Below are 13,847 nucleotides of genomic sequence, written 5' to 3'. Positions count from 1 at the left end.
CCAGTACCTCTACGAGATCGCTCTCGCCACCTGCCTCCCCGGCACCGAGGACTCCCACCCCACGCGGTGCACCCGGGTTCTCCCGCGAACCGGCCCCACGAGAGCACTGACGAGCCCCCGGCCGTTGACATCGGTGAGGGACCGTTGCTTGGCTGGGGCGAAGGGCAACAAGCGCTTACAGGCCGGACTTTGGAGCGTGCTGGTGGAGCTCTCCCGTCGTTCCGCACTGTCCGTGATCCCCGCAGCCACGCTCTGGGCGGTGTCCCAGGCGCTGCGGGCCGAGGCGGAGCCCCGCCGCGATCCGGCTGCCACGTCCAGCTCTTCGGCGCCCTCGGACGAGGTTTCGGCCACCCTCCTCCGTAACACCGTCGCGGTCTTCGCCGGCACGGACGGGTCCAACGCCCGCCCCGAGGTCACCCCGAAACTCGCCTCCCTGCAGACGACGGCGCACGCCCGGCTCGCCGCGATGGACGGCGCAGGGCAGGACGAGCTCTTCGAGGGCGTGCCGCTCGGCACCAGCGACCCGAACCTGAGCACGTCGTACCAGTACCTCTACGAGATCGCTCTCGCCACCTGCCTCCCCGGCACCGAGGACTCCGGCCTGCACGGCGACGCCGCGGTCCGACGCCGGGTCGTCGACGGCCTGGCCCGGCTCCACGACGACTGGTTCGGCGACCAGTCGAAGGGCTACTACGGCAACTGGTTCCACTGGGAGATCGGGATACCGGCCTACGCGACCAAGACCCTGGTCCTCCTCAGGGACGAGCTCGCGGCGTACCGGCCGGATCTCACGGCGACGTACATCGCCTCCATGGACGCGTACCTGCGCAACGGCAAGGACGGCGACGTCGATCTCGACTCACGCTTCCACACCGGCGCCAACCTCGCCGACATCACGACGAACCGGGTCCTCCAAGGCGCCCTGCTCGGCGACGAGGCCCGCATCACCAAGGCCCTCGCCGACCAGCTGACCGTCTTCGCGACGGTCGACCCCTACCGGCCGCACCACGGGGTCACCGACGGCTTCTACGCCGACGGTTCCTTCGTCCAGCACGGCTCCGTCGCGTACACCGGCTCCTACGGCAAGGGACTGCTCACCCGGATCGTCCAGACCATCAAGATCCTCGACGGCACCGGCTACGTACCCGAGGACAGCCTGGTCGGTGTCGTACAGGGCTGGGTCGCCGACGGCTTCGCCCCACTGATCTTCGAGGGCTGGATGATGGAGATCGTCAAGGGGCGTGCTGTCTCACGGACCGGCACGGGGTACGCGGACGTCACCTCCGTCGTGGAGGCCGTCGTCGACCTCTCCGCGCATACGTCCGGCAACGACGCCGAGGCTCTCGAGGGCTACGTGAAACACGTCCGGCAGACCTCGAAGGCGAACCTCGATCCCACCGCCTTCGTCTCCCCCGTCAGCATCGCCCGCTACGCCGACATCCTGAACTCCCCCGTGCCCGCGAGGGATCTCGGGCCCGCAGCCTCCCACGCGCCCTACAACGCCATGGACCGGACCGTCCACCGCCGGCCCGGCTACGCCTTCGCGCTCGCCCGCAGCTCCGCCCGCATCAGCATGTACGAGTACATGAGCGGCGAGAACCTGATGCCGTGGTTCCAGGGCTCCGGCGCCCACTACCTCTATCTGTCCGGCGCGGACCAGCGGCAGGCGTTCGGCATCGACTACTTCACCGCTGTCCCGCCCTACCGCCTCGCAGGCGTCACGGCTCCCGTCGAGACCCGACGCACCGTCCCCGAGCTGTACGGCACCCTTTGGTACGACAACCCCGGGCGCGGCTTCACCTCGTCCTCCGAGTCGCAGAACACATACGTCTACTTCCCTCGCGGCACCCACGCGTTCTCCGGCGGCGCCCGCCTCGGCGCCTACGGGGTGACAGGTCTCGTGCTGTCCGACGACGCGGCGTACGCCGCCCAGCAGGCGGGCAAGCTGCCCGAGGACTTCGTCGCCTACCGCGCGGCGCGTGCCACCAGGTCCTGGTTCATGTTCGACGACGAGATCCTCGTGCTCTCCGCAGGTGTGACCGGCATGACGGGGCGTGCGGTGACCACGACGGTCGACAGCCGCATCGCCGATCCCTCCTCCCCCGTCTTCATCACGGGCGGCCTTCGCGACGGGTCGCCCTGGCAGAGGACCGGAACCGCCCCTCCGGCCTGGCTGCGGTACGCCGACGAGGGGCAGAAGACCTCGGTCGGGTACGTCTTCCTCTCCGGCCCGCCGCCGGTCGTCGCACTCGACACGGTCACCCGCAGCCGGCGCCTCGTGCGCCTCGCGAACGCGGACACGGCGGTGACCAAGCAGGTCTTCACGCTGTCCTACGAGCAGGCCGCCGGCGTGCGCCCCACCTCCATGGCGCACGCCCTCGTCCCGAACGCCTCCGCGCAGCAGTTGGCGTCCTACGCCCACGGCCCGCTCTCCGTGCTGTCCAACACGGACCGCCTGCAGGCCGCAGTGCATACGCACCTGGGCATCACCGCCGCCAACGCCTTCACCCCGGGAACCCACCGGGCGGGACGCCTCTCGATCGACGGCCCGGCTGCCGTCATGCTGCGCCGCACCGAGGGCGGCACGTACCTGGTCGCGGTGTCCGACCCCACGACGACGCGACGCACCGTATCGGTCACCCTTCACGGCCGTCCCCTGCGGTGCGTCTCGGCCGACACCGGAGTCCGCGTCCACCAGGTCCCCGGCGGCACCCGCCTCGACGTCACGACCCACCACGCCCACGGCCGCAGCTTCACGGCGACTCTGGCCGGGAGGACATGAGGGAGTCCGCCGCCCCGACAATGCGGTTGTCGGCCGCGACCCGGCCGCGAGAGCATCCCGGCATGGAAGAGCCCGCTGAGATCCTGAGTCACGACCAGGTCGAACTGCGCCGCTGGCGAACGAGCGACCTCGACGCCCTGCAGGAAGCGATCTCCGGTTCCCTGGAGCATCTGATCCCGTGGATGCCGTGGGCGGCGACCCACGACCGCGAGCAAGGCGCGGCCTTCCTCGCCCGCAACCAGGAGGAGTGGGAGAGCGGGCACGCCTTCGGCTACGCGATCACCTCGGACGCGACGGTGATCGGCAGCTGCGGCCTCTTCCGCCGGATCGGTGCGGGCGGACTCGACATCGGCTACTGGCTGCACCCCCGGTGGACAGGCCGGGGCCTCGCCACCACGGCCGCGACCGCGCTCGTCGAGCAGGGCTTCCAGCTGGCGGGCATCGACCGCATGGAGATCCACCACGACGCCGCCAACCCGGCCAGCGGAGCAGTGGCCCACCGCCTGGGATTCATGGAGGCCGGACGCGGACCCGCACCGGAAGGGCCGGCCGCCCCCGGTGAAGTGGGCATCGATGTGGTGTGGCGGATCACGGCCGCCCAGTGGGAGGCGAGAACGGCCGCACGCATCGGGACAGGTGAGCTGAGGTGACGGGGAAGCCTCGGCCGGCACCCGCCCCGTAACCTCTGCGGTGTGATCATCTGGCTGAACGGAACCTTCGGCGCGGGGAAGACCACCACCGCGCGTGAACTGACGTCCCGGATCCCCGAGTCCCGGCTCTTCGACGCCGAGAAGGTCGGGGAGATGCTCTGGCACGTGCTCGGCACACCGCCCCGCGATTTCCAGGACTGGCGGCCGTGGCGCGGTCTGGTCGTGGAGACGGCGCGGCAGCTGCTCGACTACGTCGGCGGGACGCTCGTCGTCACCCAGACCGTCCTCCAGGAGACGTACTGGCAGGAGCTGAGCACGGGCCTTGCCGAGGCCGGCATCCCGGTCCGCCATTTCCTCCTCCACACGGATCACGAGACCCTCGTACACCGCATCAGGACCGACGCGGCGCCCGAGAGCGCGAACGCCGCGCAGTGGCGGCTCGACCACCTCCCGGCCTACCGCGACGCCCTGCCCTGGCTGCAGCGGGAGGCGGAGACCGTCGACACCACCGGCGTACCGCCGTCCCGCGTCGCGGAGATCGTCATCGGCCGTCTCGGGAAGCCGGGCGAGTGAAAGAATCCGATGATGCCCTCATCATCGGAAACGATCGACGCATCTGCCTCCGGCACCTGGAAGCTCGGCGACCTCGTGGTCAACCGTCTCGGCTTCGGCTCGATGCGCCTTCCCCAGAACGGTACGGCGTTCGCCGACCGAGCCCCGAGCGACAGGGACCGTGCCCTGCGCGTCCTGCGCCGCGCCGTCGAGCTCGGCGTGAACCACATCGACACCGCGGCCTTCTACTTCTCGCCGCTGAGGTCCGCCAACGAGCTCATCAACAGCGCGCTCGCCCCGTACGCCGACGATCTGGTCATCACCACCAAGGTCGGCCCCGGCCGCACCCCCTCGGGCGAATTCGTCTGGGCGACCCCCGAGCAGCTCCGCGGCCAGGTCGAGGAGAACCTGCGCCAGCTCGGCCGCGACCATCTGGACGTCGTGAACCTGCGCCTCGCGGGGAGTCAGGCCTCCGCGTCCGTCGCCGAACACTTCGGTGCCCTGGCAGAGCTCCGCGAGGCCGGACTCATCCGCCACCTCGGCATCTCCAACACCACACCGGAACAGCTCACCGAGGCCCAGGGCATCGCGCCCGTGGTCTGCGTACAGAACGCGTACGGCCTCGGCTCCCCTGCCGACGACCATGCCTTCCTTCGCACCTGCGGCGAACAGGGCATCGCTTTCGTTCCGTTCTTCGCCATCGCGGGCGCCGGACGCGAGGAAGGCGCGAGCAGCGCCCAGGACGAGGCGGTCCTGACCGTCGCACGCGGCCACGGGGCGACGCCCGCACAGGTGCGGCTGGCCTGGACACTCCACCAGGGACCGCACGTCCTGGCCATCCCCGGCACCGGCAACCCGGACCACCTCGACGAGAACGTGGCCGCCGGTGCCCTGCGGCTCACCTCCGAGGACCTGACCCTCCTCGCGCGATGACCGGGACCGTGCGCGGGGACGGGACGGGCGCGGGAGCCGGGCGGATCCTCCGCTGGAACCTCTTCATCGGCGGCCACCTGAGCTCCTCCGTACCCGTACGCCTGGTCGAACGCACGGATGAAGGCCAGTTGGTGTGGCTGGAGACCGGCACCCCGATGTGGCGTACGGGACTGCCCCGCGGCGCCCACCTCCGGGACATCCCGCCCGAGGCCCGGCCCGCGCACGGCTATCCGGCGAAGGCCGGCCGCTGGCCCAGGGGCAGCGCCCTCATCCACCAGCCGTCCGGAGCCGGGCACGCGGTGTTCTGGTTCTTCGGGCGGCGACAGACGTTCGACCGCTGGTACGTGAATCTGGAGCGCCGGACCCATCGCGGCGAGGACATCGACGTGGCCGACCACGAGCTGGACATCACCGTGGCGGCGGACCGCAGCTGGCAATGGAAGGACGAGCGGTCGTTCGCCGAGAAGACCGGGCACCCCGCGTACTGGTCCACGGAGGAGGCTGCCGCGATCCGCGCCGAGGGGGAACGTGTGGCCCGCCTCGCGGAGGTGAGCGCGTTCCCCTTCGACGGCTCCTGGTGCGACTTCAAGCCACCGTCGCACTGGACGACCCCGGCCCGGGGCCCGGCGCCCGTACGCACCGTTCTCTGACACCCGAAGCCGCGAGGCCTTCCCTGCCCGGCACCTGATGATGCGTCGGCCGGAAGCCACCGGCGCGCTCACGGCTCTCGAACAGCGCGTACGAATGCCTGGCGTCCCGTGAACGCATCAACCGCACCCGGAACCCATGGCCACCGTCGTTGCTAGCGGTCACACCGCGTGATACACAGAGTAACCATGCATATGCAGGCAGATTCCGAGGCGAGCCGCAGGTCAGGGCGGCTTCTCCGGTCAAACGTGCGAGATCCGGGTAAAGAGACCCGGGAAGGCGTCGTGCGATGCCGGTTTCATCAGCGAAGATAGAGACCGACCCGTGTCGCACGGCACGGGCTGCGAACTACCCAACAGGGGCGGTGACTTACATGATCCTGGCAGCTGAAAAGGGCGACATCACCACCATCATCGGCGGAATCGCCCCGAACTGGGGGCCGTTCGGGACCCTGGGCAACGAGGCGCGCATCATGATCGAGGTGGTGATGGCGGTCGCCATCCTGCTCTGCCTCGGCATCGCGATCTGGGGTGCGGCGAAACAGCGCATCGGCGCGACGGCACTGCGCGACACCTTCAGCGCGGAACAGGGCAAGGGCCTGATCGTGGCGGGGCTGACCGGCGTCTTCATCATCGGATCGCTGGGCACGCTGTTCACCATTGTGTACGGAATGGCTGTCTGACCCGCTGTCAGACCACCACCCTGCCCCACGGGCCCGTGCCAGTGCCCTTCCACCCCACACCACCCGTCCGTCGTGCCCACCGGCAGAGGTTGCGTCCCCTGATGTCGAGTCACCACACCGCGCCCACGCGGAAACCAGCACCGCTACCGTCGTACTACGCGGAACTGCACACGGCTGAGGGGGCGTACACGGCATGAGCCAGGGCGACGAGCGCGGATACGGCGGCAACGAGCCGGGGGGCCGCAACGACGACGCGTACAGCACCCTCGGCGGGACGCGCCAGACACGCACGCGTCTCCCCGGCGGAGACGACGGCGACGGCTACGGCCGCCGGCCCGCCCGGAACTCCCGCTCGCTGATCATGGTGGTGGGCGTGGTGGTGCTGCTGATCGCGGCGATCGCGTTCGCGAACCAGGGCGGGGGCGGCGCCTCGGACGGCGGCAAAGAGAAGAAGTCGGACACGGCGGGGGCCGGCCCCACGGCCGCGACGGGCACGAAGCCGGTCCAGGGCAAGAACGGCACGATCGCGTCGGGCTTCGCGCATGACGAGCAGGGGGCGCAGAGCGCGGCGGCGAATTACGCGGTGGCGCTGGGGTCTGCGGAGATGTTCGACAAGACGAAGCGTGACGGCATCCTTCAAGCGACCCACGACCCTGCCGTCGTACAGACTCTCCAGGCCGACATGGCCAAGGCATACTCCGCCGGCTTCCTCACCAACGTCGGACTGAACGAAGACGGCAGCACCCCCGGTGGACTGACGTTCGTCTCCAGAACCATTCCGGTGGGAACCAAGGTGACGGCCCAGGGCACGGACGCCGCGACCGTGGAGGTCTGGTGCACAGGTCTCGTCGGCATGGCAGGCGAGGGCTCCACCAAGCCCGTCACGGCCACCTGGTTCACCATCACCGAGAAGCTCAGGTGGGTCGGTGACGACTGGAAGATCGCGTCGTCGAGTCAGGCAGAGGGACCGACACCCGTCAACGGCGACAACCGGGCCTCGACCGCAGACGAAATCGCCGGTGCGGTCGAGGGATACGGAGGCTTCACCTATGCCCGATAACCGCCGATTCCGCGCCCTCTCACTCGCCGGAATCCTGGGAAGCTTCCCGGCCGCGATGATTGCCCTCGCATCTCGTGCCTACGCTGCGCCGACACCGACCCCGTCGCCGAGTACCAGCAACAACCCCTGCGACCTCATCGTCGGGCTTGCCAAGGACTACTGCGAGGACGGCGACGCCGCCGGAGGCGACCGCAGCACGCCCCCCATCACCGACGACGCCCTCGACCCCCTCACCTCCCTCGCCCGCGGCTGCGCCGACGCCGCCGCCTACCTCGTGGGCAAGCTCAGCGAGGCCGTGGAGAGCACGGCGACCGTCGACTTCACCAATTCCACCTTCCGCACCCAGTACGCCGTCGTCTTCGCGGCGTCCACCATCCTCACCCTGGTCCTGTGGCTCTTCGCCGTGGCCAAGCGCGCCATCCGGGGCGTGCCGTTCACCACCGCGATCTCCGAGGCCATCGGATTCCTCTGGCTCACGGTTCTGGCCTCGGCCTTCACACCGCTCATCCTGTACGTGGTCGTCTCGGCCACCGACGGCGTCACCGAGGTCATCTCCGCCGCGACGGGCGGGCAGACCGATGTCTTCTTCGGCTCGTTCGCCGAGGCGCTCAAGAAGGGCACCGACATCGGCGGCGGGCCGATCATGCTGATCGTCGTCTCGCTCGTGTCGATCCTCGCCGCCGGCATCCTGTGGCTGGAGCTCGTGATCCGGGCCGCCCTGCTCTACGTGGGCGCCCTGCTGGGTGTCGTCGTGTACTCCGGACTCGTCGACAAGAACATGTGGGGCCACGTCCGCCGCTGGGCGGGCATCATGATCGCCGTGATCATGGTGAAGCCCGTCATCGTCATCGTGCTCGGGCTCGCCGGTGCGCTCTCGGCGGACGACGGGCCCAACGCCTTCTCGGCCGTCGTGTCCGGCCTCGCCATCATCCTGCTGGCCATCTTCGCCTCCGCCATGATCTACCGCTTCGTCCCCGGCTTCGGCGACGAGATCCAGGGCGCTCGCACCAACCGCAAGCAGGCCACCGACGGCTCCCAGGCCGCGGCGCTGATCAGCTCGCCCGCCGCGCTCGTCTCGCAGGGCATCAAGACCCACAGCGGCCGCGGCGGCGGTGAAGGCGGTGGCGGGGGCGGAGGCGCCCGGCCGGCGAACCCGGCCAGCGGCGGTGTCGCCGCCCACAGCTCCCGCACCCCGGGCGGAGGCGGCGCCGCGCCCTCGCCCCGCAGCGGGTCCGGACCCACCTCCGGCACCCCCCACGGCACCCGCTCCCCACGAGGCGGTCCAGGCAGCACAGGTAACACGAGCACAGGAGGTGGAGGGCGTTGACGACCCAGTCCCACACGATCGCGCCCCGCCGTACGTATCTCATCGGCCGCGCCCGGCCGAACGCGATCGTCGGCAAGAACCGTGAGACGGGCGAGATCGCGCTGATCATCGCCGGGGCGTTCCTCGGCATGATGAGCGGACTCCTCGTGCCGGTCCTGTCCCTGCGGATCGTGACGCTCATGGGCTTCCCCATGCTGGCCCTGGCCGTCGTGTACGTCCCCTACAAGGGCCGCACCTTCTACAAGTGGTTCGAGATCAACCGCAGTTTCAAGCGCACCCTGCGGCGCGGCACGGCCTATCGTTCCGCCGCCATCGAGGCCGGGATCGGCGCCGACGGGCGCGAGGTGGAGATCGGGCCGCCGCCCGGCATCGGCCGGATCAGCTGGCTCGCCGCGCCGTTCGGCCCCGACGAGATCGCCGTACTGCTGCACGCCGACCGGCGTACGGTCACCGCCGCCATCGAGATCGAGGGCCCCGGAGTCGGCCTGCGCGACAGCGAGGACCAGGAGGCCCTGGTCGACCGCTTCGGCACCCTGCTCAAGCATGTCGCCAACGGCGACGGCTTCGTGACCCGTCTCCAGATGCTGGCCCGCACGCTGCCCGCCGACCCCGACGCGCACGCCAAGGACGTCGCCCAGCGCGGTGACAGGTCCGCGCCCGGCTGGCTCCAGGAGTCGTACGACCAGCTCCAGTCGATGGTCTCCACCTCCAGCGAGCAGCACCGCGCCTACCTCGTCGCCTGCATGCACTACAGCCGCGACCTGGCCGCCGAGGCCAACGCCATGGCCCGGGCCATGCGCCCCCAGGGCGGCCGCAAGGTCGACCGCGACGCCGGTCTCGCCGTCGTCATGGCACGCGAGCTGACGGACATCTGTGCCCGGCTCGCCGAGGCGGACATCCGGGTCCGCCAGCCGCTCGGCCAGAGCCGGCTGGCCTCGCTCGTGCACTCGATGTACGACCCGGACCACCCCATCGACCACATCCAGGCGATGACGAAGCGCAACGCCTGGCCTGCCGAACTCGACGCGGTCGAGCCGACATTCCTGCAGGCCAAGACCCGCGAGTCGACGACGCGTGCCCCCTGGTGCCACTCCACGGCCTGGGTGAAGGAATGGCCGATGACCCCGGTCGGGGTCAACTTCCTGGCCCCTCTCCTCGTCCACACGCCCGACGTGATCCGCACGGTCGCGGTCTGCATGGACCTCGAACCCACCGAAGTCGCCATCGAGCGGATGCTGACGGAGAAGACCAACGACGACGCCGAGGCGAGCCGCCAGGCAAAGATGAACCGCACGGTCGACCCCCGTGACATCGCCGCCCACGGCAGGCTCGACCAGCGGGGTGAAGATCTGGCGAGCGGCGCGGCCGGGGTGAATCTGGTGGGGTACATCACCGTGTCGTCCCGGTCCCCCGAGGCGCTCGCCCGCGACAAGCGGACGATCCGGGCCTCGGCCGGCAAGTCGTATCTGAAGCTGGAGTGGTGCGACCGGGAGCACCACCGCGCCTTTGTGAACACCTTGCCGTTCGCCACCGGCATCCGTCGCTAACGAGAGGGCAGTCACGCCATGCGAGATCCGCTGTCCGCGATGTCGGATGCCTTCACCGCCTTCCTCTTCGGGAAGGTGGAGACGACCCGGCTGCCGGTGCGTACGTCGACGGGCCAGGCCCAGGCCGTCTACCTGCCGACCGCCGCGCCCGGCCTCGGCGACTCCGGCGTGATCATCGGGCGTGAGGTCTACTCGGGCAAGGGCTACATCTACGACCCGTTCCAGCTGTACGGCCAGCAGCTCCCCGCCCCGCACTGGCTGGTGCTCGGCGAGTCCGGCAACGGCAAGTCGGCGCTGGAGAAGACGTACGTGCTCCGCCAGCTCCGCTTCCGTGACCGCCAGGTCGTCGTCCTGGACGCCCAGGGCGAGGACGGCGTCGGCGAGTGGAACCTCATCGCCGAGGAGCTGGGCATCACGCCCATCCGGCTGGACCCCACGGCCGCGCTGAACGACGGGATCCGGCTCAACCCCCTCGACCCGTCGATCACCACGACCGGGCAGCTCGCCCTGCTCCGTACGATCATCGAGGTCGCCATGGGCCATGGCCTCGACGAGCGGTCCGGCTTCGCGCTCAAGGTGGCACACGCGTACGTCAACGACACCATCATCGACCGCCAGCCGGTCCTGATGGACATCGTGGAGCAGCTGCGCCACCCGAAGCCCGAGTCCGCCGAAGCGATGAACGTGGACATAGACGACGTACGGGCCTGGGGCCTGGACGTCGCCCTCGTCCTGGACCGGCTCGTCGACGGTGACCTCCGCGGCATGTTCGACGGCCCGACCACGATCGGCATCGACCTCGACGCGCCGCTGATCGTCTTCGACCTCTCGCACATCGACCGGAACAGCATCGCGATGCCGATCCTCATGGCGATCGTCGGCGTGTGGCTGGAGCACACCTGGATCAGGCCCGACCGGAAGAAGCGCATCTTCCTGGTCGAGGAGGCCTGGCACATCATCAACTCGCCGTTCGTCGCGCAGCTCTTCCAGCGCCTGCTGAAATTCGGGCGGCGCCTCGGGCTGTCCTTCGTCGCGGTCGTCCACCACCTCAGCGACGTCGTCGACGGAGCCGCGGCGAAGGAAGCGGCGGCCATCCTGAAGATGGCCTCCACCCGCACGATCTACGCCCAGAAGGCGGACGAGGCCAGAGCGACGGGCAAGGTGATCGGCCTGCCCAGGTGGGCGGTCGAGATCATCCCGACGCTGACCCCGGGCATCGCCGTGTGGGACGTCAACGGAAACGTGCAGGTCGTGAAGCACCTGATCACCGAGGCGGAACGCCCCCTGGTCTTCACCGACCGCGCGATGACCGAGGGCTCCGCGGTGGATCTGCTCCCCGAGGACGTACGGGCCGCGGAGCTGGAGGCGGAGCAGCGGGCGGCGCGGATCGAGCACCAGCAACGGCTGAACGAGTCGTCCGAGTCAACGGTGGCATGACATGGCACGCCAGGCACCATCCGGTCCGGGGCGCGGCGGCGAGAGCCAGGGCGGCATCCCGGACGGCCTGCTGATCGGCCTCCTGGCCTTCCTCTTCGGGCTGACGGTCCTGGCCTGGACGGCCACGGGCCTGGCAGGGCTCTTCGCCCACGGGGGCTGGCCGGACGGCGTCACGTTCACACGGACGCCGCTGGCCCTGCGCGCCCTGGCCGTCGAGCCGACGGACCTGCCGGGTGCCTGGCCCGACACCCCGCCGGGCGACCTCTCCGGACACGGGCTGTTCTGGGGCCTGTTCATCGGTGAAGTGATGGTGCTGCTGGTCCTGACGGTGTTCGCGGTCGGGGTGGTGACACGCTGGCGGCTGGTCCGGAAGCAGAGGCGCACGGCCCCGGCACCGTACGAGCCCGAACAGGACCCCGTACGAACACGCCCGGCGGCCCAGGAACCCACGCGGGCGGCGGCGCCCGCCGCCCCACCACGGGCACCCGCTCCGGCGCCCGCCGAAGCGACCCTGGCCACTTCGGCGCCCGTCGAGGCGGCCCCGGTCCCTGCCTCCGTCTCGCAGTACGCACAGGAGACCACCCCCGCCGAGGCCCTCGCCGCGTACGCGCAGGAGACCGCCCCGCTGGTCCCCACACCCCGCACCCCCCACGTGCTCTACGGCGCATCGGCCACCCGTCGGCCGGCCGTCGTCCAGGCCATCCGGGACGCCGACGGCCCCGCGCTCGTCGTGACCTCGGACCCCACCGTCTGGGCCGAGACGAAAGACGCCCGCAGCAAGCTCGGCCCGGTCCTCGTCTACGACCCGGGCCACCTCTGCGACACCCCGGCCCGCCTCCACTGGGCACCCACCGCCGGTTGCGAGGACCCCGCCACCGCGGCCTCCCGGGCGGCAGCGCTGCTCGCCCCGGTGCGCCCCCTAGCCCGGATCGACGCCGCCGTCGCCGACACCGCCCAGACCCTGCTCCAGTGCTGGCTGCACGCCGCCGCAGTGGACGGCCGCCCCTTCCGCCAGGTCCACCGCTGGGCCTCCGGCGCCGGAGGCCACGAACCGGTGCGTCTGCTCCGTACGCACCCCAAGGCGGCCTCCGGGCTCGCGGGGCTCCTGGAGTCCGCGCTCACCGCGTACCCCGAACGCCGGGAAGTGGCCCAGGAACTGACCGTACGGGCTTTCGCGGCGCTCTCCTCGGTCCACATCCGTGAGGCGTGCACACCCAACCGAGCCGATGCGCTCGTGCTGGATTCTTTTGTACGTGAGGGGGGAACGCTCTATGTGGTCGGTGAACCCATCGAGGATCCCCGCCACCACCCCGGTGCGATGCCCCTGCTCACCGCACTCGCCTCGCACGTGGTCGAGCACGGCCGCCGCATGGCCGTACGGTCAACCGACGGTCGGCTCGACCCACCAATGACGCTCGTCCTCGACGACGTCGCAGCCGTGGCTCCGCTTCCCCAGCTTCCGGAGCTGCTGTCGGCCGGCGAGGGCCAGGGGATGACCACCCTGGTCCTGCTCCGCTCCGAGGAACAGGCCCGCGCCCGCTGGCGTGAACGCCTGCCCGCACCCGGACCGCGCTGACCGCTTGCGTCTACCGGCGGATCTCGTACTCCAGCTCCAGGGCGGTCGGATCACCTTCCATCGGCAGCGTCCGCCCGGTCGGGACGAAGCCGATCCGGCGGTAGGAGGCCGCGGCCCGCGCGTTGGCCTCGTGGACGTAGAGCCGCACCCGCTCCAACGGCCGCCCGGTCACCGACCAGGACCAGTCGATCGCCTCCCGGAACAGCGCGTCCACCACACCGCGTCCCCGGTGCCCCTGCCGGACGAACACCCCAACCAGATGGGCCTGGTCGACCTCGGCCACCTCTCCGAAACCCGGCTCACCCGCGGGCCGCTCGACGAGGACCGACACCGTTCCCGCCCACAGACCGTCGGACGCCTCGGCGATGAACTGGCAGCTGTGCTCTCCCGCGGCAGCGCCCGCCGTCCGCTCCTGCCAGAACACATCGGGCTTGGCCAGCGCTTGCTCGTACGTCTCGAGGAAGGCGATCGGGGCAGCCGGGTCCCGCAGCGCCACCAACCGAATCTCCCGGGCCCGCTGCCACTCCTCGGCCCGTACCGCACGCACGACGTAGTCCATCCGCCGATCGTGCCCCGACGCTCCCACCACGGCAAACGAGATACGCCGGGCGGCCGTGACAGCGCAACGGGCCCGACACCGTCCGGTGTCGGGC

12 protein-coding genes are annotated in these 13,847 nt (G+C 70.5%); 11 read left to right on the top strand and 1 reads right to left on the bottom strand.

Annotated features, from left to right (window positions below):
* Positions 1-202 precede the first annotated feature (202 nt).
* From ACFWFI_RS31860 to ACFWFI_RS31810, 11 genes are all read left to right on the top strand, one after another.
* Positions 203-2,782 (top strand): polysaccharide lyase family 8 super-sandwich domain-containing protein, encoded by a 2,580-nt coding sequence (locus ACFWFI_RS31860; protein WP_387396927.1) that lies wholly within the window; start codon positions 203-205, stop codon positions 2,780-2,782.
* A gap of 62 nt (positions 2,783-2,844) precedes the next feature.
* On the top strand, positions 2,845-3,432 hold the full coding sequence (locus ACFWFI_RS31855) for a GNAT family N-acetyltransferase (protein ID WP_387396924.1): 588 nt from the start codon (positions 2,845-2,847) through the stop codon (positions 3,430-3,432).
* A gap of 42 nt (positions 3,433-3,474) precedes the next feature.
* Positions 3,475-4,005 carry a P-loop nucleotide/nucleoside kinase family protein gene (locus ACFWFI_RS31850; RefSeq protein ID WP_387396922.1) on the top strand — a complete coding sequence of 177 codons (531 nt, stop codon included), beginning with the start codon at positions 3,475-3,477 and terminating at the stop codon, positions 4,003-4,005.
* Positions 4,006-4,014: 9 nt separating this feature from the next.
* Positions 4,015-4,917 carry an aldo/keto reductase gene (locus ACFWFI_RS31845; RefSeq protein ID WP_387396919.1) on the top strand — a complete coding sequence of 301 codons (903 nt, stop codon included), beginning with the start codon at positions 4,015-4,017 and terminating at the stop codon, positions 4,915-4,917.
* A complete protein-coding gene (locus ACFWFI_RS31840; RefSeq protein ID WP_387396916.1) occupies positions 4,914-5,567 on the top strand; it encodes a ribonuclease FAU-1 family protein in 654 nt (217 codons plus the stop codon). The genes ACFWFI_RS31845 and ACFWFI_RS31840 overlap by 4 nt, the downstream gene beginning before the upstream one ends.
* A 371-nt stretch (positions 5,568-5,938) precedes the next feature.
* The gene (locus ACFWFI_RS31835; RefSeq protein ID WP_014047394.1) at positions 5,939-6,247 is read left to right on the top strand and encodes a hypothetical protein; all 309 of its coding nucleotides are present in this window, start codon (positions 5,939-5,941) and stop codon (positions 6,245-6,247) included.
* A gap of 193 nt (positions 6,248-6,440) precedes the next feature.
* Positions 6,441-7,307, top strand: a complete 867-nt coding sequence (locus ACFWFI_RS31830; protein WP_387396915.1) for a hypothetical protein — start codon at positions 6,441-6,443, stop codon at positions 7,305-7,307.
* A complete protein-coding gene (locus ACFWFI_RS31825; RefSeq protein WP_387396912.1) occupies positions 7,297-8,634 on the top strand; it encodes a hypothetical protein in 1,338 nt (445 codons plus the stop codon). Before ACFWFI_RS31830 ends, ACFWFI_RS31825 begins: the two co-directional genes overlap by 11 nt.
* Entirely contained in the window at positions 8,631-10,181 is a 1,551-nt protein-coding gene (locus ACFWFI_RS31820) for an SCO6880 family protein (protein ID WP_387396910.1), read from the top strand. The genes ACFWFI_RS31825 and ACFWFI_RS31820 overlap by 4 nt, the downstream gene beginning before the upstream one ends.
* An 18-nt stretch (positions 10,182-10,199) precedes the next feature.
* A complete protein-coding gene (locus ACFWFI_RS31815; protein ID WP_387396908.1) occupies positions 10,200-11,618 on the top strand; it encodes an ATP-binding protein in 1,419 nt (472 codons plus the stop codon).
* Between the two features lies 1 nt (position 11,619).
* Positions 11,620-13,194 (top strand): type VI secretion protein, encoded by a 1,575-nt coding sequence (locus ACFWFI_RS31810; RefSeq protein WP_387396905.1) that lies wholly within the window; start codon positions 11,620-11,622, stop codon positions 13,192-13,194.
* Positions 13,195-13,204: 10 nt separating this feature from the next.
* Here ACFWFI_RS31810 and ACFWFI_RS31805 read toward each other — a convergent pair whose 3' ends face one another.
* A complete protein-coding gene (locus ACFWFI_RS31805; RefSeq protein ID WP_387396902.1) occupies positions 13,205-13,753 on the bottom strand; it encodes a GNAT family N-acetyltransferase in 549 nt (182 codons plus the stop codon).
* Positions 13,754-13,847: the final 94 nt, after the last annotated feature.

Source organism: Streptomyces sp. NPDC060209 (assembly GCF_042728155.1).
Classification (GTDB): domain Bacteria; phylum Actinomycetota; class Actinomycetes; order Streptomycetales; family Streptomycetaceae; genus Streptomyces.
This window is presented reverse-complemented; position numbering and strand designations above follow the sequence as displayed.

What these genes read in the sequence shown, in the direction of transcription:
- ACFWFI_RS31855 (WP_387396924.1), top strand. Translation starts at nt 2,845, where the DNA reads ATGGAAGAGCCCGCTGAGATCCTGAGTCACGACCAGGTCGAACTGCGC.
- ACFWFI_RS31845 (WP_387396919.1), top strand. Translation starts at nt 4,015, where the DNA reads ATGATGCCCTCATCATCGGAAACGATCGACGCATCTGCCTCCGGCACC.
- ACFWFI_RS31830 (WP_387396915.1), top strand. Translation starts at nt 6,441, where the DNA reads ATGAGCCAGGGCGACGAGCGCGGATACGGCGGCAACGAGCCGGGGGGC.
- ACFWFI_RS31825 (WP_387396912.1), top strand. Translation starts at nt 7,297, where the DNA reads ATGCCCGATAACCGCCGATTCCGCGCCCTCTCACTCGCCGGAATCCTG.
- ACFWFI_RS31840 (WP_387396916.1), top strand. Translation starts at nt 4,914, where the DNA reads ATGACCGGGACCGTGCGCGGGGACGGGACGGGCGCGGGAGCCGGGCGG.
- ACFWFI_RS31805 (WP_387396902.1), bottom strand. Translation starts at nt 13,753, where the DNA reads ATGGACTACGTCGTGCGTGCGGTACGGGCCGAGGAGTGGCAGCGGGCC.
- ACFWFI_RS31810 (WP_387396905.1), top strand. Translation starts at nt 11,620, where the DNA reads ATGGCACGCCAGGCACCATCCGGTCCGGGGCGCGGCGGCGAGAGCCAG.
- ACFWFI_RS31835 (WP_014047394.1), top strand. Translation starts at nt 5,939, where the DNA reads ATGATCCTGGCAGCTGAAAAGGGCGACATCACCACCATCATCGGCGGA.
- ACFWFI_RS31815 (WP_387396908.1), top strand. Translation starts at nt 10,200, where the DNA reads ATGCGAGATCCGCTGTCCGCGATGTCGGATGCCTTCACCGCCTTCCTC.